Source organism: Burkholderiales bacterium, from assembly GCA_036262035.1.
Taxonomy (GTDB): Bacteria; Pseudomonadota; Gammaproteobacteria; order Burkholderiales; family SG8-41; genus JAQGMV01.
On the sequence record DATAJS010000010.1, the window covers coordinates 639,195 to 660,302 of the forward strand.

18 protein-coding genes are annotated in these 21,108 nt (G+C 67.6%); 6 read left to right on the plus strand and 12 right to left on the minus strand.

Translation table 11 applies throughout. The annotated features are described in order from the left end of the window. Positions 1 to 89: 89 nt before the first annotated feature. Positions 90 to 1,163: an amidohydrolase family protein gene (locus VHP37_10935; protein HEX2826852.1), complete on the minus strand. Its 1,074-nt coding sequence runs from the start codon at positions 1,161 to 1,163 to the stop codon at positions 90 to 92. 67 nt (positions 1,164 to 1,230) lie between these two features. On the opposite strand from VHP37_10935, the gene VHP37_10940 reads away from it, so the two are divergent. The 3 genes from VHP37_10940 to VHP37_10950 all read left to right on the plus strand — a co-directional run bounded on the left by VHP37_10940 (position 1,231) and on the right by VHP37_10950 (position 3,562). Further along, the gene (locus VHP37_10940) at positions 1,231 to 2,085 is read left to right on the plus strand and encodes an alpha/beta hydrolase (GenBank protein HEX2826853.1); all 855 of its coding nucleotides are present in this window, start codon (positions 1,231 to 1,233) and stop codon (positions 2,083 to 2,085) included. 128 nt (positions 2,086 to 2,213) lie between these two features. Continuing rightward, a complete protein-coding gene (locus tag VHP37_10945) occupies positions 2,214 to 3,182 on the plus strand; it encodes a tripartite tricarboxylate transporter substrate binding protein (protein HEX2826854.1) in 969 nt (322 codons plus the stop codon). Between the two features lie 122 nt (positions 3,183 to 3,304). Then, on the plus strand, positions 3,305 to 3,562 hold the full coding sequence (locus VHP37_10950; protein ID HEX2826855.1) for a hypothetical protein: 258 nt from the start codon (positions 3,305 to 3,307) through the stop codon (positions 3,560 to 3,562). Positions 3,563 to 3,586: 24 nt separating this feature from the next. On the opposite strand, the gene VHP37_10955 is transcribed toward VHP37_10950, so the two are convergent. The 7 genes from VHP37_10955 to VHP37_10985 form a co-directional block, all read right to left on the minus strand. After that, complete coding sequence (locus tag VHP37_10955; GenBank protein ID HEX2826856.1) at positions 3,587 to 4,267, minus strand: SCO family protein; 681 nt, start codon at positions 4,265 to 4,267, stop codon at positions 3,587 to 3,589. 2 nt (positions 4,268 to 4,269) lie between these two features. Continuing rightward, positions 4,270 to 5,526, minus strand: coding sequence for a selenium-binding protein SBP56-related protein (locus VHP37_10960; GenBank protein ID HEX2826857.1), 1,257 nt, complete (start codon positions 5,524 to 5,526; stop codon positions 4,270 to 4,272). A gap of 137 nt (positions 5,527 to 5,663) precedes the next feature. Then, positions 5,664 to 6,869 carry an acyl-CoA dehydrogenase family protein gene (locus VHP37_10965; protein ID HEX2826858.1) on the minus strand — a complete coding sequence of 402 codons (1,206 nt, stop codon included), beginning with the start codon at positions 6,867 to 6,869 and terminating at the stop codon, positions 5,664 to 5,666. Positions 6,870 to 6,990: 121 nt separating this feature from the next. Next, positions 6,991 to 7,977, minus strand: a complete 987-nt coding sequence (locus VHP37_10970) for an LLM class flavin-dependent oxidoreductase (protein ID HEX2826859.1) — start codon at positions 7,975 to 7,977, stop codon at positions 6,991 to 6,993. 90 nt (positions 7,978 to 8,067) lie between these two features. Continuing rightward, the gene (locus VHP37_10975; protein HEX2826860.1) at positions 8,068 to 9,033 is read right to left on the minus strand and encodes a transketolase C-terminal domain-containing protein; all 966 of its coding nucleotides are present in this window, start codon (positions 9,031 to 9,033) and stop codon (positions 8,068 to 8,070) included. Positions 9,034 to 9,038: 5 nt separating this feature from the next. Continuing rightward, the gene (locus tag VHP37_10980) at positions 9,039 to 10,016 is read right to left on the minus strand and encodes a thiamine pyrophosphate-dependent dehydrogenase E1 component subunit alpha (GenBank protein ID HEX2826861.1); all 978 of its coding nucleotides are present in this window, start codon (positions 10,014 to 10,016) and stop codon (positions 9,039 to 9,041) included. Between the two features lie 20 nt (positions 10,017 to 10,036). After that, entirely contained in the window at positions 10,037 to 10,999 is a 963-nt protein-coding gene (locus VHP37_10985) for a tripartite tricarboxylate transporter substrate binding protein (GenBank protein HEX2826862.1), read from the minus strand. A 36-nt stretch (positions 11,000 to 11,035) separates the two neighbouring features. Here VHP37_10985 and VHP37_10990 point away from each other — a divergent pair, with 36 nt between their 5' ends. The 3 genes from VHP37_10990 to VHP37_11000 all read left to right on the plus strand — a co-directional run bounded on the left by VHP37_10990 (position 11,036) and on the right by VHP37_11000 (position 14,774). Next, the gene (locus tag VHP37_10990; GenBank protein HEX2826863.1) at positions 11,036 to 12,622 is read left to right on the plus strand and encodes an amidase; all 1,587 of its coding nucleotides are present in this window, start codon (positions 11,036 to 11,038) and stop codon (positions 12,620 to 12,622) included. A gap of 40 nt (positions 12,623 to 12,662) precedes the next feature. Further along, positions 12,663 to 13,631, plus strand: a complete 969-nt coding sequence (locus tag VHP37_10995; protein ID HEX2826864.1) for a tripartite tricarboxylate transporter substrate binding protein — start codon at positions 12,663 to 12,665, stop codon at positions 13,629 to 13,631. Positions 13,632 to 13,976: 345 nt separating this feature from the next. Next, positions 13,977 to 14,774, plus strand: a complete 798-nt coding sequence (locus VHP37_11000; GenBank protein HEX2826865.1) for a carboxymuconolactone decarboxylase family protein — start codon at positions 13,977 to 13,979, stop codon at positions 14,772 to 14,774. Between the two features lie 3 nt (positions 14,775 to 14,777). On the opposite strand, the gene VHP37_11005 is transcribed toward VHP37_11000, so the two are convergent. From VHP37_11005 to VHP37_11020, 4 genes are read right to left on the minus strand one after another with little or no spacing between them, the layout of a single operon-like run. Next, positions 14,778 to 16,061, minus strand: coding sequence for a response regulator (locus VHP37_11005; protein HEX2826866.1), 1,284 nt, complete (start codon positions 16,059 to 16,061; stop codon positions 14,778 to 14,780). Further along, entirely contained in the window at positions 16,058 to 17,125 is a 1,068-nt protein-coding gene (gene cheB / locus VHP37_11010; protein HEX2826867.1) for a chemotaxis-specific protein-glutamate methyltransferase CheB, read from the minus strand. The genes VHP37_11005 and cheB overlap by 4 nt, the downstream gene beginning before the upstream one ends. Before the next feature lie 2 nt (positions 17,126 to 17,127). Further along, positions 17,128 to 19,350 carry a response regulator gene (locus VHP37_11015; protein HEX2826868.1) on the minus strand — a complete coding sequence of 741 codons (2,223 nt, stop codon included), beginning with the start codon at positions 19,348 to 19,350 and terminating at the stop codon, positions 17,128 to 17,130. A gap of 12 nt (positions 19,351 to 19,362) precedes the next feature. Then, positions 19,363 to 21,108 (minus strand): methyl-accepting chemotaxis protein, encoded by a 1,746-nt coding sequence (locus VHP37_11020; protein HEX2826869.1) that lies wholly within the window; start codon positions 21,106 to 21,108, stop codon positions 19,363 to 19,365.

A 21,108-nucleotide genomic window follows, 5' to 3' on the forward strand; every position in this document is an offset into this window, starting at 1 on the left:
GGTAGCGGAAGTGATCCGGAATCCATTTTGATCTTCAACGTCAAAATCGATCCCCGCCTACGCGGGGATGACGCGCGCTTTGCCGCTCGTCACCTTTTCAACCGCAACAGCTTCGCCGCGTTCCCGCCCACGATCTGATCTTTCTGGGCGCGCGTCAGCTTCGCCCCCTCCACGAAATCGACCGGCTTGTAATAACCCATGTCGTACGGGTAATCGGTGCCGATGACCACGTGGTCCGCGCCCCACAGGTTCACGAGATGCTCGAGCTGCGTCTCGCCGAACACCATCGTGTCGAAGTAGATCTTCTTCATGTAGTACGACGGCGGGCGCTTGATGTGGTCGTGGCATTCGGGGCGCACGCGGTAGGCGTGGTCCATGCGCGCGGGGTAGTGGCCGAGATAGCCGCCGCCGTGGGCCGCGACGAACCTGAGCTTCGGATAGCGTTCGAGCACGCCGCCGAACACGATGTGCGACAGCGCGTACGTGGTGTCGAGCGGATTGCCGATGACGTTGGTGAGGAAGTGCTCTTTCAGGCGGCTGGTGTCGGTGAAGCCTGAAGGGTGCAGGAAGATCAGCGCGCTCAAGCTTTCGCACTTCGCCCACAGCTTCTCGAACTTCGGGTCCGACAGCTCCGCGCCGCGCACGTTGGTGCCGATCTCGATGCCGCGGAATCCCAGGTCCTTCATGCAGCGCGTGAGCTCGGCGATCGCGAAGTCCGGCTCCTGCATCGGCAGCGTGCCGAGCGCGACGAAGCGGTCGGGGTTGCCGGCGACGATGTTCGCGAGGTTGTCGTTGACCACGCGCGAAGTCTCGCGGCCGAGCTCGGGCTCGAGGCGGTAGTAGTACTGGCTGGGCGAGGTCGAGATCGCCTGCACGTCGATGCCCATGCGGTCCATGTCGCTGAGACGCTGGGCGACGCTCGTGAGCTTCTTGTCCAGCTCCTGGCGCAACTGGTGCTGGCGGGAGGCGGAGCGCGCGCTGCCGTGCTGCACGATCGGATCGCGCGGCTCGACCTTGGTCTGCCTGGCGAGCGCCTCGGCCTCCGGCGTCTGCACGTGACAGTGCAGGTCGACCGCGAGACTCTTCCTGCCCTTCTTCACGACCTTGCGCGCCGGTGCGCGCGCCGCCGCCGCGCAGGCGCGCGGACCGCAAGTGAACAGCATCGTCTTCCTCCCCCTGATGGAAGCGCGATGGTAACCTTTACGACCGCACGCAAAGAAGGAGGCCATCGTGAGCCAGTACAACCCCGACGCGAATTACGAGATCAAGGTGTGGGACGTCGAGTTCCGCAAGACGCCGAATCGCACGCTGATGGCGCGCATCTATCAACCGCAGGGGAAGGGTCCGTTTCCGGCCCTGCTCGATCTGCACGGCGGCGCGTGGAACGACAAGGACCGCCTCGCCAACGTGCCCATGGACGAGGCGCTCGCCAGGAGCGGCATGCTCGTGGTCGCGGTCGACCTGCGGCTCGCGCCCGAAGCGCCGTATCCCGGCTCGGTGCAGGACGCGAACTACGCGGTGCGCTGGCTCAAGCACAAGGCGAAGGAGTGGAACGGCGACGCCTCGCGCCTCGGCGTGCTCGGCAGCTCCACCGGCGGTCACGTCGCGGAGCTCCTCGCGTTTCGTCCGAACGATCCGCGCTACAACGCCCATCCGCTGCCCGAGGCGCCGAACGTCGACGCGAAGATCGCCTACGTCATCGCGCGCTCGCCGATCAGCGACCCGCACACGCGCTATCTCCAGGCCGAGAAGATGAAGCGCGAGGAGATGATGAACAAGACCAAGCGCTACTTCATCCCGTGGGAGAGCATTTACGAGGGCAACCCGCAGCAGATCCTCGAGCGCGGCGAGAAGATCAGCATGCCGCCGATGTTCATCATGCAGGGCGAGCTCGACGACAACGTGATCCCGCCGATCCAGATCAAGTTCGCCGAGACCTACCGCAAGGCCGGCGGCGAATGCGACCTCGAGGTGTTCGCGGGCTGCGGCCACATGTGGGTGGCCGAGCCCGGTCCGCAGACGGACAAGGCGCACGCGATGGCGAAGGCGTTCATAGCGAGGCAGCTGGCGGCGGTGCCGGCGTGAAGGAGCGAGGAGATAGAGGTGACGGGGTAAAGGTGATGAGATAAAGGTAAGGTCCGTTTTACCCCTTCACCTCATCACTTCCATCTCATCACCTTCACCTCATCACCTTTTACAACGAGGAGAAGACGTTGCACCAAAGCCTGAAACTCGCGGCTGTACTGCTGCTCAGCACCGCAGCCGCGACCGCGTCGGCGCAGAAGTATCCGACCAAACCTATCCGTCTCATCTCGCCGTTCGCGCCGGGCGGCGGGACCGATCAGCTCGGGCGGCTGATCGCGGTGAAGGCGGCCGAGTCGCTCGGGCAGCCGGTGGTCGTCGACAACCGGCCCGGCGCGGGCGGCGCGATCGGCGCGGAGATGGCCGTGCGCTCCGCGCCCGACGGTTATACCTTCATCATCGTGTCGGCGACCTATGCCGCGGGCTCGGCCTACAAGCCGCCGTCGTCTTACGACCCGATCAAGGACATCCAGGGCGTGGCGGTGCTCGGAACGACCGGCCTGCTGCTCACGGTGCATCCGTCGGTTCCGGCGAAGACCGTGCAGGAGCTCATCACCTACGCGCGCGCGAACCCGAACAAGCTCAACTTCGGCACGGTCGGGCGCGGCAGCAACGTGCACCTCGCGCTGGAGCTGTTCAAGCTGATGACCAAGACCAGGTTCGTCGACATCGCATACAAGGGCGGCGGTCCGGCGATGACCGCGATCGTCGGCGGCGAGATCCAGGCGACCGCGATGAGCATCGTGCCCAGCATGCCGCACGTGAAGGCGGGCAGGGTGCGCGCGCTCGCGGTGACGACCGCGAAGCGCTCGCCGTACCTGCCGGACATTCCCGCGGTGGCCGAGACCGTGCCGGGGTACGAAGCGTCTCACTGGTATGCGATGTGGGGGCCGAAGGGATTGCCCAAGCCGATCCTCACTCGCTGGAACCAGGAAGTCGTGAAGGCGCTGAGCACCGAGGAAGCTTCGACGCGCCTGAAAGCGGAAGGCCTCGAGCCCGGCGTCGGCACGCCCGAGCAGTGCCAGGACATGATCCGGCAGACCATCGAGAAGTGGCGGCGCGTGATGAAGGAAGCCGGTATCACGCCCGAGCACGGCTGAACCGCTTGATCTGTAACAGAGTGTTACGGCCGGTCAACTCGAATCGATCACGTTCCGTTATAGGCCCCACGAGCTCCGCCGGAGCTCTCCGTCCAGAGACGTCCCTTCGAGGAGATGTGGAAATGAAGAAGTTGATCGCCGCGGTCATCGCGTCCGCGTTCGCGTTCGGTGTCGCCGGTTCGAGCTTCGCCGCCGACGTGCAGCCTCAGCAGGCGCAGCACCAGGTCGTGAAAGTGAAGAAGTCGCACAAAAAAGCGCACAAGGCGCACAAGAAGGCGCGCAAGGCGCACACCGCCGCGAAAGCGCCGGCGCCCAGGATGCACCAGGTCAAGATGGTCAAGAAGCACGGTCACAAGCAGGTGAAGAAGACGGTCCGCTGATTTCGTCCGTCACTGCACTATCCGTCACCGCTTCACCCGTGACTTTTTCTCCATGAGCAGCGTCCGGATGTCGCTCATCACCACATCCGGATGCAGGAAAGTGGAGTTATAAATTTCCCGGATCCAGCCGTCCCCGTCGATCAGGAACACCTTCAGCACGTGCGACAGCTCGCGCACCGGGCGGCCGCTCGAGCGGTCGACGGTGGTGCGCACGTCCTGGCCGAAGCCTTCGACCAGCGGCATGAGGTCGCGCGCGTTGCGCGTGGTCAGGAAATACCACGACAGACCCTTCTCTTCCCTCACCCGGCTGCCGGCGTACTGCGCCATGACCCCCGGCGTGTCGCGCGCGGGATCGAAGCTCAGCGTGACCAAGCGCACCCTGCCGGCGAGCGCGGGCGAGGCATGGATGCGCTGCTTCAGGCTGTCGAACACGCGATACGCGAGCGGACAGCCTTCCGGGTCGCTGCACGTGGTGTAGATGAAGCCGAGCAGCGTCACGCGGCCGCGGGTGAATTGTGCGAGGCGGCTCACGCGCGACTCGGTGTCGAGCACCGGTCCGTCGGGCGCGCGCATGATGCGCTCGAGCGTGTACGTGCCCGGCTGCGGCGCCCGATAGTCGAGCTTCGGGATGCCGTCGTCGGTGTGATGCGCCGCGGCCGCGGCGCTCAGCGCCGCGAGCACCACGGCGAGCGCTAAAGGGCGCACCGCTAGAACCGCTTCGCGCCGAGCTTCATGTGATGCGCGCGGCCGAGCTTCTCCCTTGTGAAATCGACCTCGAACACCTGCGCGAGCTCCTTGCCGTCCCACGTGTAGCCGCGGATGAACTGCTCGTTGTCCGCGCCGCCCTTGTCCCAGTTCGCGAGCAGCGACGAGGTGATGTAGACGCGCTTCCCGTCCCAGCTCTGCGAGATCATGTTGATCTGGCGGCCGGTGTTCTTCTGGTAGGTCTGCTGCGGCGCCTCCGGATTCGAGAGGTCGAAATAGCGCGTCGTGCCGTCCATGAAGGTGTTGACCCACAGGCCCTTGCCGTCGCGCGTGATGCTGATGTCGACGGGCAGCGGGATCTTCGACGGGTCGCCGATCGTGCCGACTTCCTTCGCCTGCCATTCGCCCTGCGCGTCCTGCTTCACCAGCCACAGCTTCGACGTGAGCGCGGTCGCGGTGATCGCCCAGTTGTCCTTCGGATTCGGCGACCAGCGGATCTCCAGCGGCGCGCCCGGCACCGCGAACACTTTTTTCGGCTTGAGCGGCTTGATGTCCCACAGCACCATCGTGTTGCCGAAGCGCTTCATCGCGGCTTCGTCCTTGATGAGGCTGCCGATGGGGCGCATGTAGTTGTCGTGGCCGGTGAAGCTCGACGTGAGCAGCACGTTCTTCTTCGGGTTCGCCGCGAGATCGTAGCCGTAACCGTCGCCGCCGTTCGTCGTCGGCATCGGGTAGCTCCCGATGAACACGCCCTTGTTGTTGTAGAGCGCCATGCCGGTGACGCCGCCTTTGTCCTTGTCGTTCGACAGCGCCTGCACGAGCATCCGGCCGGGCAGCGCATAGTAGGTGTGCGGCCCGATGTAGCCGGTCTTCGCGGCCAGGTCGTCGATCGTGTGCATCAGCCGCGGCTTGGCGGGGTCGCGGATGTCGAAGACGTAGATCTCGCTGCCGGCCAGCCCGCCCGCCCAGATCTGCCGGCGGTCGTCGGTGAATCCCATGTGATGCGCTTCGCCGCGCGATTTGACCGAGACCTGGTGGATGACCTTGCCGTAGCTCTTCGACTTCGGATTGACGTCGATCGTGACGAGCTTGTCCCAGCCGTCGCCGAGGCCTTCCACGCCGAGCGTCCAGACGTAGACGTAGTCTTCCTGGCCTTTGATGAGCTTGGAGATGTAGGGGGAGTTGCACGTTTCGTCCGCGGTTGCGGATGAGGCGATGAGCCAAAGCGCGGCGAGAACTGCGGAAGCAAACAGCTTCATGGCGGCCTCCCGTATATAGGACTGCGCTATGACATTCTGATACGGCGCCGCCGCAGAGGGAAGCGGGCGGAGTAGCGCAGGCGCTTCGCCTGCAGCGGGAAAGAAGCGAGCCTGTCGTGCAGGCGAGGGCGCCTGCGCTACATGGTGGGGCTGTTGAAGTCCCCGCCGAGCGCGACCAGTCCCCAGGGCGGAAGCTGCGCGTCGAGGCTGAAGCTGAAGTGTCCGGCCCCCGCGCGCATGTCGCGGAAGATGCGCTGGAGCGGCGAGCGGTCGTAGATGCCCATGCCGCCGGCCATCTCCTGGAGAGAATCGACGGCCGAGACCGCGAGACGCACGCCCGCCGCGCTGTTGCGCTTGTAGCGCAGGCGCGTCTCGAGGTCGAGCACGCCGCCGCGCTCGTAGATGTCCTGCGCTTCGAGCACGTCGTTGCGGATCAGCGCCGCGCCGGCGTCGATCTTCGCGCCGGCGTCGGCGATGCGCAGCTGGACCGTCTGGAAGTCGCGCATCTTGGCGCCGGTGTAGTTGGTGCTGCGCGATTTCACCCAGTCGATCGTCACGTCGAGCGCCGCGCGCGCGTTGCCGATGAGGCAGCCGGCGAGCCCGTTGCCGCCGATCGCGGAGACGGGCACCTGGAACATCGGGGCGGTGTTGACCGCGAGGCCGGGCCAATTGTTGCGGCCGTCCTTCACCACCATCGAGATCACGCGGTGCTGCGCCACGAAGACGTCCTTGCAGCGCACGGTCTTGCTGCTGGTCGCGCGCATGCCGAGCACCTGCCAGTCGTCGACGACCTCGTAGTCGGCGCGCGGGATCATGCAGAACACGTAATCGACCGGCTTGTCGTTCTCGCGCACGACGAACGCGAGCTGCTCCCATTCGGCGTGGTCGGTGCCCGACGAGAAGCTCCATTCGCCCGAGCATTTCAGACCGCCTTCGAGGCGCGTCGCGCGGCCCTGGTGATACGCGATGCCGGAGGCGATGCCGACGTCGGGGTTCGCGCCCCAGATCTCTTCCTGCGCGCGCGGCTCGGCCCACGCGAGGGTGCGATGGTGCGCGGCGAGGTTGCAGACGACCCACGAGGTCGCGGCGTCGCCGCGCGCGAGCGCTTCGGGGATGTCGAAATAGGAGATGAAGGGCAGCTCCATGCCGCCCCAGCGTTTAGGCTGGAGGTAGCGCAGCAGGCCGTTCTCGTGCAGCGCCTGCATGACTTCGGGCGTGAGCCTGCGCAGCGCTTCGTTCTTCGGCGCCTGCTCTCTCAGGAAAGGGATGAGCGCTCGCGCGCGGCGCAGCGCTTCTTCGTACGTGACGTTGGAAAAATCTCGCTTTGCTGCCGGGCTGTCCACTGCCGCGTTCCTCCGGAGTTTTGTCGAAGAAACGTATCACAAAAGGGCAAAAAGTGACGGATAAAACGGTGACGGATAAGGCGGTGACGGTGACTTCGTCACCGGTTCGCCCGCCACCGCATCACCCGTCACGCAGTACAGAGGCCGCGATCTCGAACGACCTCAGCCTCGCCGCGTGGTCGTAGATCTGCCCCGTCACCATGATCTCGTCGACCTGCGTTTGTGCGATGAACCGGTGCAGCCCTTCGCGAACGGTGCGCGGCGAGCCGACGTACGAGTAGCGCAGGGCGTGGTCGACCATGTCGCGCTCGGCGGGCGAAGACCACGGCATGCGGTCGACGGGCTGCGGCAGCGGCCCCGGATTGCCCCGCCTCAATTGCACGAAAGCCTGCTGGAGCGACGTGAAGAGGCGCCGACCTTCTTCGTCGGTGTCGGCGGCGAACACGTTGACCCCTGCCATCGCATAAGGCGTCCGGAGCTGCTTCGACGGTTTGAAGCTCCTGCGGTAGACGTCGAGCGCCTGCATCAGCGCATCGGGCGCGAAGTGCGACGCGAACGCATACGGCAGGCCGAGCATCGCGGCGAGCTGCGCGCCGAAGAGGCTGGAACCGAGGATCCACAACGGAATCTCGAGCCCCGCGCCCGGCACGGCTCGTATGGTCTGGCCCGCCTCGGCCGGCGCGAGCAGCGCCTGGAGCTCGAGCACGTCCTGGGGGAAGCGGTCGCCGGCCGAGACCGGATCGCGGCGCAAGGCGCGCGCGGTCTCGAAGTCGCTGCCGGGCGCGCGGCCGAGGCCGAGATCGATACGGCCCGGATACAGCGATTCGAGCGTGCCGAACTGCTCCGCGATCACCAGCGGCGAGTGGTTCGGCAGCATGACGCCGCCCGCGCCGACGCGGATCGTCCGCGTGCCGCCGGCGATATGGCCGATCACGACGGAGGTCGCCGCGCTCGCGATGCCGCGCATGTTGTGATGCTCGGCGAGCCAGTAGCGCGTGTAGCCCCAGCTTTCGGCGTGCCGCGCGAGGTCGAGCGAGTTGCGAAAAGCGTCGGCGGCGGTGGCGCCCTGCGCGATCGGGGCGAGGTCGAGGAGGGAGTAGGGGATCATCTCGGGTGAACGGGTGAACGGGTGAACGGGTGAATGTTGCATGCCGCGCGCCTGCTTGCTTCGCAGGGTGCGTGCAAACGCATTGCGCCGTTAAAGCATCATTGCCTCGGCCGTGCGCACGACGTCCGCTGCACCCACCCTGCACATCGTTTCCAGCGGCTCCGCATACGGCACCGGCACGCGCGGCGCGCCGAGCCGGCGCGGGGCGGTGACGAGCCTGTCGAAAAGCTGCTCGCTCGCCTCGGCGACGATCTCGCCGCCGAAGCCGCCGACTTTCACCGCCTGGTGCACGACGAGCAGCCGCCGCGAGCGTGCGACCGACTCGAATACCGTCTCGCGGTCCCACGGCCACAGCGTGCGCAGGTCGATCACTTCCGCGCTGCAGCCGCGCGCCTCCAGCGCTTGCGCCGCTTCGAGGCACACGCCGACCATGCTCGACCACGTGACGATGGTGACGTCGCTGCCGCGTTTCGCCACGTTCGCCTGGCCGAGCGCTGCAGGCTGTGCTGCCTCGTCGACTTCGCCGGCGACGGTCCAGAGCTCCTTGTGCTCCATGTAGACCACGGGATCGTCGCAGCGGATCGCGGCTTTCAGGAGCGCGTGGTTGTCGGCGGGGTTGGACGGCGCGACGACGACGAGCCCCGGCACGTGCACCCACCACGCTTCGGTCGACTGCGAATGCTGCGCGGCCATGCCGTCGCGAAACCCGATCGGCTGCCGGATCACGAGCGGCGCGCGCACCTGGCCGCCGAGCATGTAGCGGACCTTCGCGGCCTGATTGACGATCTCGTCGGCGGCGCAGATACCGAAGTCGGCGTAACGCAGCTCGATCACCGGACGCGTGCCGCACAGCGCCGCGCCCACACCCGCGCCCATGATCGTGTTCTCGCAGATCGGCGTGTCGACGATACGAGTCTTGCCGAAACGCTGCTGCAAGCCGAGATACTGGCCGGCGACGCCGCCCTCGGGTCCGAGGTCTTCACCCAGCACCCACACGCTGCCGTCGCGCTCCATCTCCTGCGCGAGCGCGGTCAGCGCGGCCTGCGCGTACGTCATCGTGGTCACGACGGCGCTCCCACGTCCTGCACGTCGGTGTAGAGCGTCGTGTGATCGGGCCACGGCGCGGTCTCGGCGGCCGCGACCGCACGTGCCACGCGCTCGATCGCCGCATCGTTCTCGCGTGACAGCCCCGTGCGCTCGACGCCGCGCGAAGAAAGCCATGACGCCGTGCGCACGATGGGATCGACCGCTTGCCAGCGCTCGACCTCCCGCGGGTCGCGATAGAGCCCTTTGTCGAGCGCGAGATGGCCGCGCCAGCGATAGGTGGTCGCATGCAGGAAACGCGGGCGGCTGTGCTCGCGCACCTCACGCACGTGGCGCGCCGCGGCTTCGCTCACCGCGATGACGTCGTTGCCGTCGACGGTCTCGCCGGCGATGCCGAACGCGGCGGCGCGAGCGAGCGGCCCCGGTCCCGCACTGACGCTGCCGGTGCGCGTGCGGTCGGAGTAGAGGTTGTCCTCGCACACGAAGAGCACCGGCAGGCCGAAGACGCTCGCCCAGTTGAGCGCTTCGAGCATCGGTCCGCGGTTCATCGCGCCGTCGCCGAAGAACGCGACGACGACCCGCTGCTCGCCTTTCATCTTCACCGCGTGCGCTGCACCCACCGCGATCGTGACGCCGTCGGCGACGACGCCGTTCGCGCCGAGGATGCCGAGCGAGAAATCGGCGACGTGCATCGACCCGCCTTTGCCGCCGCACACCCCGCCGACGCGGCCGTAGAGCTCCTTCATCATCGCTTCGGGATCGGCGCCTTTCGCGAGGCAGTGCCCGTGGCCGCGGTGATAGCTGCTGATGTAATCGGCGCGATCGAGGTTCGCGCACACCCCCGTCGCGATCGCTTCCTGACCGATGTATTCGTGCACCGACCCGCGCAGCTTCCCTGCCCTCCGCGCGTCGCCGGCGTGGGTGTCGAAGGCGCGGATGAGGCACATGGTGCGGTAGAGGGATAGCACCGATTCGGTGGGAGGGATTTCGTTCATCGTGGTCGCATGCATCACCTTCATTCCGGCTCGACGCCCGCCGCCTTGAGCACCCGCCCCATCGCCGGCGACTCCGCCTTGATCATCTCGGTGATCTCTCCCGGCGTGCTGTGCGCGGGTGCGACGCCGAGGCTCGCGTATTTCTCGACGACGTCGGGAAGCTTCACGATCTTCGCGAGGTCGCCGTTGATGCGCGTGATGACGTCGGCGGGCGTGCCTTTGGGCGCGAGCACGGCCCACCACGTCTGCGGGCTGCTGCCCTTGATGCCGGCCTCGACCATCGTCGGCGCGTCCGGCAGCACCGGCGAGCGCGCGTCGCTCGTCACCGCGAGCGCCTTGAGCTTGCCCGCCTTGATCTGCGGCACCGCGGGCGCCATGTCGGCGAAGCTCATGTCGATCTGCCCCGCGACGGTGTCCATGACCGCGAGCACGCCGCCCTTGTAAGGCACGTGGACGATGTTCACGCCGGTCACCGACTTGAAGATCTCGCCCGCGACGTGCGCCGGCGTGCCGCGTCCGCCCGAGCCGAAGTTCATCCTGCCGGGCCGCGATTTCGCGAGCGCAATCAGCTCCTTCACGTTGCGCGCGGGCACCGAGGGGTGGACGACGAGCACCTGTCCCGCTTTCGCGACGACCGAGATCGGCGCGAAGTCGTTCAGCGGGTCGAAGCCGAGCCGCTTGTAGAGGTGCGGGTTGGCGACGAGCGCGGCGTTGCTGCTCATGACGAGGTTGTAACCGTCGGCCGGCGCCTTCGCCGCGACCTCGTGGCCGAGGTTGCCGCCCGCGCCGGGTCTGTTCTCGACGACGACCTGGCGTCCCAGCGCGTCGCCGAGCTTCTGCGCGACGATGCGCGACAGCACGTCGGTCGTGCCTCCCGGCGGAAAGGGCGCGATCAGTCGCAGCGGCTTCGATGGATAAGGCGCCTGCGCCCAGGCGTTCGATGCCGCGAGCGCGACGATAACGAGCAGTGCACGTGCCGTCATTTCGTCCTCCCTTGTTTGCCACATAATAACCGCACGATGACCTCACGCCCTCTCACCATCGCCGAAACGTCGCGCCTGATCGAAACGCGCGAGCTCTCTCCGGTCGATCTCGTGCGCGCGCTGCTCGATCGCGTCGATGCGATCGATCCGGTGATCTCGAGCTTTCTGACGGTTACTCGCGACACGGCGTTCGCGCAGGCGCGCGCCGCCGAAGCGCAGATCGTCAGAGGCGAGTATCGCGGGCCGCTGCACGGCATTCCTTTCGGCGCCAAGGACAATTACGAGACGCGCGGCATACGCACGACCGGACACTCGCGCGCTTACGAGCATTACGTCCCGACCGCAGACGCGGCCGTTATCGCGGGGCTCTACGAGCACGGCGCCGTCCTCATGGGCAAGCTTGCGATGCACGAGCTCGCGCACGGCGGCCCGAGCTTCGACCTGCCGTGGCCTCCCGCGCGCAACCCGTGGAATCCGGCGCTCTTCACCGGCGGATCGAGCAGCGGGTCCGGCGCGGCGCTGGCGGCGGGGCTCGTGCTCTTCGCGCTCGGCAGCGACACCGGAGGCTCCATACGCACGCCCGCTTCGCTCTGCGGGCTCGTCGGGTTCAAGCCGAGCTTCGGCGTCGTCAGCCGCGGGGGCGTCCTGCCGAACTCGGAGAGTCTCGATCATTGCGGCCCGCTCACCCGCACCGTCGAAGACTGCGCGATCGTGATGGAGGCCATGAGCGGCTTCGATGCGGCGGACCGCGGCAGCGTCGCGACTTCGATTGCGTGGCGGGAGCCGATGAGACAGGAGCGCATCGATCTGCGCGTCGGTGTCGTGCGTCACTTCTCGGAAGAGGACCAGCCCGTAGCGCCCGCGTTGGCTGAGGCGACCGTCGAAGCGCTGCGCGTCATGCAAAGTCTCGGGGCGGCGATCGAGCACGTTCGCCTGCGGCCGCTGCGCGACTATTGCGACGCGTGGACGCTGATCGAAGAGCCCGAGACGCTGGCGGTACAGAGGGAGGCGCTCTCATCGCGGCCGCAGGATTTCGGCGATGTGTTCCACGAGCGCACGCTCATCGGCTGCCTGGTGCAGGCGTCCGACTACCTCGATGCGCAGCGGCTGCGCGCGCGCATGATCGACGAGATGAGCGCGGTGTGGGAGCGCTGCGACGTGCTCGTCACCGCCGGCGCGGGTCCGGCGCCGCGCCTCGGGCCCGAGCTCGCGAAGTGGCCGAGCCTGAACCGCTTCAGCCCTTTCGCGCTGCTCGGCCTGCCCGCGATCGTGGTGCCCGCCGGCTACAGTGAGGAAGGCCTGCCGCTGTCGATACAGATCGTGGGCAAGCCTTTCGACGACGCGGGAGTGCTCGGGGTCGCGCGCGCTTACGAGCGGGCGACGCGATGGTGGACGAAAGCGCAGGCGGCGCCGCAGTCTTTCGCGCCGCCGGCGCCGATCGCTTACGAGAAGCCGCGGCGGTCCACTGCCTCGAGCGATCCGCAGATCGCCGCGCTGTGCGAGCGCGCCGCGGCAAGCGCCGGGTTGAAGCTCGACGACGACCGCCTCGCGATCCTCTGCGGCGCCGCGCCCCATCTGATCGGGATGATCGGCAACGTTCGCGCGCTCGCGCGTGCGCTATGATGGACGTTCGCACACACCTAAAGAGCCGGAGGAGCTTGTCATGGTTGCACGTGCGTTATCCCTCGTCGCCCTCGCCGCCGCGCTGATCGTTCCCGCGATCTCGACCGCGCAAACCGCGCCCGCCAAACAAGTCCGTCTCATTACCACCTATCCGCCCGGCGGCGCCTCCGACATCATGGCGCGCTTCATCGCGCAGAAGCTCGGCGAGATCTGGGGCCAGAACGTGCTCGTCGAGAACAAGGCCGGCGCGAACGGCTCGATCGGCATGGAATACGCCGCGCGACAGACGCCCGACGGCAGCTCGTTCGTGATCGGCAACATGGGGCCGGTCGCGATCAACCCGCAGATCTCGAAAGTGCCGTACGACATGGCGCGCGACTTCCAGCCGGTGTCGATGGTCGCGATCGCGCCGACCATCCTCGTGACGAACGCGAATTCTCCGGCGAAGAACCTCGCCGAATGGATCAAGCTCGCGCGCGACAAGCCCGGCACGCTGAACTTCGGCACCGCCGGTCCCGGTACGCTCGGCCATCTCGGCGGCGAGATGATGAAGCGCATCGCGAAGATCGAGATCACGCACGTGCCTTACAAGGGCGGTGTGCTCGCGATCCAGGACCTGCTCGCCGGCAACGTGCAGCTCGTGTTCGCCGATCCGCAGCCGATCCTGCCGCACGTCAAGGCGGGCAAGGTGAGGCCGCTCGCGGTGAGCGGCGCCAAGCGCTCGAACGTCGCGCCCGACATCCCGACGATCGCCGAAGCGGGCCTGCCCGGCTTCGTCGCCGAGAACTGGTGGGGCGTGTGGGTGCCGGTCGCGACACCGAGGCCTGCCGCTGAGCGCCTCAATCAAAGCCTCGCCGGGGCGATGACGAGCGACGAGATCAAGCAGAAGTTCCAGGACATGGCGGTCGAGCCGCTGTCCGGCACGCCCGATCAGCTTCGCGATTACACCCGGGGCGAGATCGAGAAGTGGGGCAAGCTGGTCCGAGAAGCGAACATCCGCGCGGATTGAGACTTGAAAATGGATTCCCGATCGCCCTGTCGGGCGTCGGGAATGACGATACTCGTCACCATCACCCGCGCATGCGCTCATCGTCATCCCCGCGTAGTCCTGCTGCGTCATTGCGAGGAGCCGCGCGCGCGGCGACGACGCAATCCCGAGGCGCTCGGGACGGCTCGTGCGCCACGAGATCGCCACGGCTCGCTGTGCGAGCCTCGCGATGACACAGCACGAGCAGGCGATCACTCGGGAATGACGGTGGTCGTCATCCCCGCGTAGGCGACTGATCGGGAATGACCACCAGTCGTCATCCCCGCGTAGGCGGGGATCCATTTTGACTCGAGCAAAGGAAACCGTTTGCCCTCCGAATCGAAGACACCCGAAGAGCTGCTCGCCATCGCCACCAAAGCCCGCGGCGACATCTTCCCCGAATGGAAACCGCTGGCGCATGCCTCGCCCGAGACCTATCGCCTCATCACCGAGACCGGCAGCTATCTGCATTCGTACCACGGCGTCGAGCACACCGACGACCAGCTCTCGGGCCCGATGCGCGAGCTGATCGCCATCCCCGCGCTGTGCTCGAAAGGCGACATGCGCCACTCGCCGAACCACATACGGCGCGCCTACCGCATGGGCCTCACCGACAGGGCGATCTTCGAAGGCGCGATCGCGTTCTCGGCGGTCGTGGGATGGTCGAACCTCACGTTCGTGTCGCTCGCGATCATCGAGGCGAACAATCCGCTCTATCCGTATGGCGAGCTGCGGGCGGGGGGTGAGCCGAAAGAGCTGAAACCTTTCGCCGAGATGACGATGGGCCGCACGCGCAAGGGCGATGCGCCCGAGAGCGCCGCCGATACGCCCGAGTGGCGTTACGCCGCAAGCATCGACGCCGAGCTGGTCCGCCGTGCGACGGCGTTCGCCGATCACTGCCTGACTGAAGGCGAGATCCTCGGCCCCGGCCCGCGCGAGCTCATCGCCGTCGCCGCACTGGCGATGCGCGGCGAAGCGGACCTCGCCGCCGCGCACATCCGCCGCGCCTACGACTACGGCATGACCAGGCGCCACGTGCTCGAGGCGATCTGCAGCGTGCTGCCGATGAGCGGCATGGTGACGGGGCAGGTGGGGTTTCGGGCGATGCAGCTCGCGGAGCGGTGAAGCTCAGCGCCCCTCGAACCGCGTGAGGGTGAAGCTGAACGTGGCCCCTTCGTCGACGGCGGCCTGCACCCGTATCCTGCCGCCGTGGCGTGAGATGATCCGCCGCACGTTGGCGAGGCCGATGCCCGTGCCTTCGAACTCGCTCTCCATGTGCAGGCGCTGGAAGACGCCGAACAGCTTGTCTGCGAACTTCATGTCGAAGCCCACGCCGTTGTCGCGCACGAACACCGTCATCTGACGGTCGTCGTCCACGGTCGCCCCGATTTCGATCCGCGCAGGATCACGGGGCCGGCTGTATTTCACCGCGTTGCCGAGCAGGTTCGCGAAGACCTGTTTCAGCAGCGCAGGATCGCCGAGCGCGGCGGGCAGCGCGCCGACGCTCCATTCGATGTTGCGCCCCTGCACGGCCATTTCGAGATCGGCTATCGCGGTCCTCACCAGCGCATCGAGATCGACACGGCTCTGACGCATTTCGGCGCGGCCGGTCCGGGAAAACGAGAGCAGGTCTTCGATGAGCTGGCGCATGCGCCGGCTCTGGCCGCGGATCACGTCGAGGCAGCGCACCGCCTGCGCCGGGAGCTGGCCCTCCGTGTGCTGCGCGAGCATCGCGGCATAACCGTCAATGTGGCGCAGCGGCGCAGAAAGGTCGTGCGAGACCGAGTACGAGAACGATTCCAGCTCCTGATTGGCGTCCTTGAGCTGTGCATTGAGCGATTGCAGGGCGTCCTGGGTGCGCTTCAGGTCCTTGTTGCGCTGGATCGCCGCGTCGTAGGTCGACAGCAGGAGGTTGAGCACTTGCGGCGTGTCCGCGGTGATGACGTGGCGGGCGCCATTGAAGTGGATCTCGACGCGGTGCCCTGTCTCTTCCGCCAGCCGCGGCCGGGTGTTTGCCAGCACCTGTCGCACCTGCGCCAGCAGGTACTGCTCTTCATACGGTTTGACGATGAAATTGTCGGCGCCGCACTCGACGCCCCGTATGACATCCTGCGAGTCGGACATCGTGGTGACGAGGATCACCGGCGTGTCGCGCAGCTCCGGGTGGGTCTTCACCCGGTGCGAGAGCTCGTACCCGTCCATCTCCGGCATCACGACGTCGCTGATGATGAGCGTCGGTCTGAGCATTTCGGCCATCTCCAGCGCGATGCGGCCGTCGGTCGCGACGGCCGTCCGATAGTCGTGCCGCTCGAGGATGTGCTTCAGGTGCTGGGCCTGCGTCGCGCTGTCCTCGGCGATGAGTATGGTGGTGGCCGCTGCTGCGGCGTCGTCGGTGCGGGTTGTCGTGCTCATGATGTCTTGTCCGTCGGCGGGCCGTTCGGGTCGACCAGCTTGATGAGGGTCTGTGCAATGCGCTCCGGCGCCAGCACGTGAGCGGCGGCCCCGAGCTCGATCGCGGCCCCGGGCATGCCGTTCACCGCGCAGCTCTCGCGGTCCTGCGCGATGGTGACCGCGCCGCGGTCTTTCATCGTTTTGAGCGCCTCGGCCCCGTCCCTGCCCATGCCGGTCAGCAGCACGCCGACCGCGCTCGGGCCCCAGGCCGCGGCGATCGATCGAAAGAGGAAAGACACCGCCGGCCGCAGGTGGTTGTCGGGCGGCTCGCGGCTCAGCGCGATGGCGCCGCCGCCGCCCACGCCCATATGGAAGTCGTCGGGCGCGAGATAGACGTGGCCGGGTTGCGGATAGATGCCGTGCGAGGCGATGTGGACCTGCAGCGCCGTGGTGTCGTTCAGCCATTCCGCCATGCCGGCGATGAAACCGCGCGCCATGTGCTGCACGACGAGTATGGGCGCGGCGAAGTTCTTGGGCAGTGCGCCGAGGATCGTCTGGAGCACCGGGGGGCCCCCGGTCGACGCGCCGATGCCGACCAGCCGAAGCTCCGTCGCGCGCTGTCGTTCCTGCGCCGCTACGGACGGGCGCGGCCGGTGGGGGTGGCGGCGCACGACTTTGACTTCGGACATCAGCTTCACCGTCGTCAGCAAGGTCTTCGCGGTGTCCTCGAAATCGCCGTCGTCGCGGCGCGTCGGTTTGCCCACGCAGGCGATGGCGCCGACTTCCATCGCGCGGAACGTGATGATCGTGTCCTTGACGTTGGTGGTCGCGCTGCAGATGACGATGGGCACCGGGTGCGATTGCATCATGAGCCGGGTCGCTTCGAAGCCGTCGAGCCGGGGCATGTTCAGGTCCATCACCACCACGTCGGGCCGCTGGTCGCGCACGAAATCCAGCGCCGCCTGCCCGTCGTCGACGGCGCCGATCACGCGAATCTGCGGATCGCTTTCGAGCAGGTGAGTGAGGAAGAGCCGGACGGTCGGCGAATCCTCGACGACGAGCACGGCGATCTTGCGATGTTCCAAGGTCAGCGTTCCTGTATGAGGCGCGCCACGGCCGAGCGCAGATCGCTCTGGTCGAAGTTGCCTTTCACGATGTACGCGTTGGCGCCGGCTTCCACGCCGCGCTCGCGGTCTTCGCGCGTCGCGAGCGCAGTGACCAGGATCACGGGCAGCGCCGACAGCCGCCGGTCCGCGCGCACTCGGGCGGTGAGATCGAACCCGTTGAGCCGCGGCATCTCGACGTCGGAGACGAGGAGATCGAAGTGCTCGGTGCGCAGCAGCGTCAGCGCGTCCATGCCGTCGACCGCGAGCCTGACCTTGTACCCCGCGGCCTCGAGGATGGTCTTCAGCAGCATGCGCGAAGTGATCGAGTCTTCGGCGACGAGTATCGACTTGCTCTCGCTCATCGTCGGCTGGGTGGAGGGTTCGGGTCGCGCGATCGCGACAGACAGCCGGCGCGCCGACTTGAAGAGATCGCTCACGTTGAGCACCGGTGCGATCGCGCCCGACCCGAGCACCGTCAGGGCGGCGACGTTGCGCACGCGCACCAGCGGCCTGGAGAAAGGCTTCAGCAGCAGGTCCTGCTCGCCCCTGACCGCATCCACGCCGAACGCGATCCGCTGCTCGCCGCTGGCGAGCACCACGACCGGTAGTCCGGCCGCCGGCGGCGCGGCGCGCTGAGCGAGCGGCAGATCGAGCACGTCGGCGAGGTGCGCCAGGGCGACGGCCCTGCCGTCGAACGACACGGTGTCGCGTCCCTCGACGCTTTTCACGTCGTCCGGCTTCGCGCGCGACACGCGCTCGACCTGCGCGATCGGCACGACGAGCACCTGGCCCGCGGCCTCGACGAGTACTCCGCGGAACGTCGCCATCGTGCCGGGAACGACCAGCCGGAAAGCAGTGCCTGCGCCGGGCCGGCTCTCGACGCTCACGCTGCCGCCGAGCTTCTCGGCTTTTTCGCGGACGATGGCCAGCCCGAGACCGCGACCCGAGACCGCGGTCACCGACGATCGGGTCGATACCGCCGACTCGAAGATCAGCGCCTGTGTCCGCTCCTCGGTCAGACGCTCGGCGTCGTGCGCCGGGAGGACGCCGTTGCGCACGGCGGACTCCCGCACCCTGACCGTGTCGATGCCGGCGCCGTCGTCGGACAGGCGCAGCTCCACTTTGCTTCCGTTGACGCGCGAGACCGTCAGCGTGACGGTCGCGCGCTCGGGCTTGCCCGCGCGCGCGCGGGCCTGCGGCGATTCGACCCCATGGTCGATCGTATTGCGCAGCAGGTGGATGATCGGGTCCTTGACCTCTTCCAGGATGCGCCGGTCGATCTCGACGTCGTCCCCGAGAATCGTGAAATTCACCGCTTTGCCCTGCTCGCGCGAAAGGTCGCGCACGAGCTTGGGGAACGACGCCGAGATCGTTGCGAACGGCAGCAGCAGCAACGTCTTGGATTCCTCCAGCAGGCCGTCGATCAGTCTGCCTGCGGCGTGCCGGTCGCGTTCGGCCGCATGGCGTATCGCGGCGAGCCCGTCTTCGATCGACTTGACCGTGTGCCGTCCCGATTCGACGAACTCGAAGAAGCGGGCCAGCGCCGGGCCTTCCTGAGTGTCGGCTCTCGGCTGCCGCAGCTGCCGCACGTCGGGATCGAGTTGCGCCCACGTATCACGCCACGCCGCGAGACGCTCGCCGAGCGCCTGCAGGTCGGTCACGCGCTGCGCGGCCGCGAGCTTGATCGAGAGCAGCTCCTGCGCGTCGCGCAGCCGCGCCTCGAGCTTGTGCACCGGGATGCGCACGGTCTCCCGGATCTCGGCATCGGCCAGGGCCGGCGCCGCCTCGGCGGGGGGGCGCGTCGGTTCCTGCGGCGGCGAGGGCGTCTGCGCCGGGGGAGGCGCCTCGACAGGCGGCGCCGCGGCGCGGGCTTCCTCCACTGCGCGCGCGAGCGCTTCGAGCTTGCGGTGGGCCGCGTCGAGCGAGGCGGCATCGAGATCGGCGCCGCGCTGCTTCCATCCGGCAAAGACGTCTTCGAGCGTTTCGCAGAGCGACTCGGCGCGCGCGAGGTCCACGGCCCGTGCGGCGCCTTTCAGGCTGTGCGCCGCGCGAAACACGGCTTCCACGATGTCGCGCGCTGCGGCCGCCCCGGACGCTTTCTCCAGCCCGAGGAGGCCGCTGGACATCGTCTGCAGGTGTTCGCGCGCTTCGACCAGAAACGTCGCGCGCAATTCCTCGAGGAACGCCTCGTCGTCGTGGCTCATGCGGGCGATCCGCTAGACCTGGTAGCGGTCGATCATGTGCTTGACCCGCTGGCCGAGGTCGTTCAGGTTGCGCGCCGCGTTCTCGAGCTGCTTGGCGCTCGCCACGTTCTGCGCGCTCGCGCGCTTGATGCTGTCCATCGCCGCGGCGACCTGGTCGACGCCGACGAGCTGCTGCTGGCTCGACGCCGCGATCTGCGTCGCGGCCTGCGCGGCGTCGCTGACGCTGACGGTCAACGCCTGTATCGCACCGCCGGCGAGCTCGGTCTGACGGGTGCCCGCAGAGACCGCTTTCGCACCTTCCTCGGTGGCCATCACCGCGCTCGCGGTCGCCTTCTGGATGTCGCCGAGGATCGCGCGGACCTGGTGCGTGGCCTGCCGCGATTGCTCGGCGAGGCTTTTCACCTCCTGCGCCACGACGCCGAATCCCTTGCCGTGCTCGCCCGCCTTCGCGGCCTCGATCGCTGCGTTGACCGCCAGCAGGTTCGACTGCGCGGCGAGGTCTTCGACCGAAGCCATGATCTGGCCGATCGCCTGGCCCTGCTCGGACAGCCGCATCATGCTCGCCGCGATGCCCTCCATCTGCACGCTGATCCGCTGCATGCCGGCCGCGACGTCTTCCGCGGATTTGCTGCCGCTGCGGGAGTTCTGTGCGGCGCTCTGGGCGCTGTCCGAAACCAGTTTCGCCTTCTGGGTCGAGATCTGCGCCGTCTGCCGCACCTCTTCGACCGTGGTCGTCGTCTCGCTCACCGCGGCGGCCGCTTCGCTCGCGCTCGCCGCCAGCTGGCTCGTCGAGGCGACGATCTCGTTCGCGGCGGTGCCGAGCACGTTCGCGCTTTCGACGAGCGCGCCTATCTGCTCGCGCAGGTTCTCGCTCATCCGCACGAACGCGTGCCCCAGCACGTCGTCGGCCGATTGCGGCTCGATGCGCATGCGCAGGTCGCCGGCGGCGATCTGCTCGGCCATGGTCGCCATCCTGCGCAACGCTTTGGTCATGCGATCGAACGCGCGCGAGAGCACCCCGACCTCATCGGCGCGCGCGCTCACCTCGAACTTGACGTCGAGGTTGCCCCCCGTGATGGCTTCGGCGACCTCGGTGAGCTGGCGCAGCGGACGCGAGATGCCGCGTGCGATCAGGAATGCCGCCAGCGCCGACAGCACCACCGCCGCGAGCGTGCCCAGCGACATGACCCACCTCGAGAGGTGGGCGTCCGCGTCCGTCTTGTCGCTGCGCTCCTTGAGGATGCGCCGGCCTTCGGCTTCCAGCTGGTCGAGCGCCGCGCGCAGGGTGACGGTGGCGCCGCCGCCCGACTCGTTGACGCTGCGGATCAGCTCGGCCGCGGCCGCGGGTCCCTTCTGACGCATCGCAGCCAGCGTCTGCTCGCCGCGCGCGAGACGGGTTCTGACGATCGTCTCGAACTGGTCGAAGTGCTGCCGCTGGCGCGGATCGCTGTCGGCGAGGGTCTTCGCGTTGCGCAGCGCGGTTTCGGTCTTCTCGAGGGCGACCCGATAGCCCTCGAGCTGTTTCTCGTCGCCGATGACCGCGTAGCCGCGAAGCGCGTTCTGCATCTCCACGGTGTGCAGCTCGATCTGCCCGAGCCCGTTGAGCAGCTCGTACGTCAGCTGCCGCGCGTCCGACGTCTCGATGAGCTGGCTCGTCGTGTAGTAGGAGACGATGCCCACTCCGGTGAATATCGCGAGCACGAACCCGAAGCCGAGGCCGATTCTTGCGCCGACTCCCCACTGGATTGAACCGTTCAT

Coding starts and splice junctions, on each gene's coding strand:
- VHP37_10935 (HEX2826852.1), bottom strand. CDS start 1,163: ATGCTGTTCACTTGCGGTCCGCGCGCCTGCGCGGCGGCGGCGCGCGCA.
- VHP37_10950 (HEX2826855.1), top strand. CDS start 3,305: ATGAAGAAGTTGATCGCCGCGGTCATCGCGTCCGCGTTCGCGTTCGGT.
- VHP37_10960 (HEX2826857.1), bottom strand. CDS start 5,526: ATGAAGCTGTTTGCTTCCGCAGTTCTCGCCGCGCTTTGGCTCATCGCC.
- VHP37_10970 (HEX2826859.1), bottom strand. CDS start 7,977: ATGATCCCCTACTCCCTCCTCGACCTCGCCCCGATCGCGCAGGGCGCC.
- VHP37_10975 (HEX2826860.1), bottom strand. CDS start 9,033: ATGACGTACGCGCAGGCCGCGCTGACCGCGCTCGCGCAGGAGATGGAG.
- VHP37_10980 (HEX2826861.1), bottom strand. CDS start 10,016: ATGAACGAAATCCCTCCCACCGAATCGGTGCTATCCCTCTACCGCACC.
- VHP37_10985 (HEX2826862.1), bottom strand. CDS start 10,999: ATGACGGCACGTGCACTGCTCGTTATCGTCGCGCTCGCGGCATCGAAC.
- VHP37_10990 (HEX2826863.1), top strand. CDS start 11,036: ATGACCTCACGCCCTCTCACCATCGCCGAAACGTCGCGCCTGATCGAA.
- VHP37_10995 (HEX2826864.1), top strand. CDS start 12,663: ATGGTTGCACGTGCGTTATCCCTCGTCGCCCTCGCCGCCGCGCTGATC.
- VHP37_11005 (HEX2826866.1), bottom strand. CDS start 16,061: ATGAGCACGACAACCCGCACCGACGACGCCGCAGCAGCGGCCACCACC.
- VHP37_11015 (HEX2826868.1), bottom strand. CDS start 19,350: ATGAGCCACGACGACGAGGCGTTCCTCGAGGAATTGCGCGCGACGTTT.
- VHP37_11020 (HEX2826869.1), bottom strand. CDS start 21,108: ATGAACGGTTCAATCCAGTGGGGAGTCGGCGCAAGAATCGGCCTCGGC.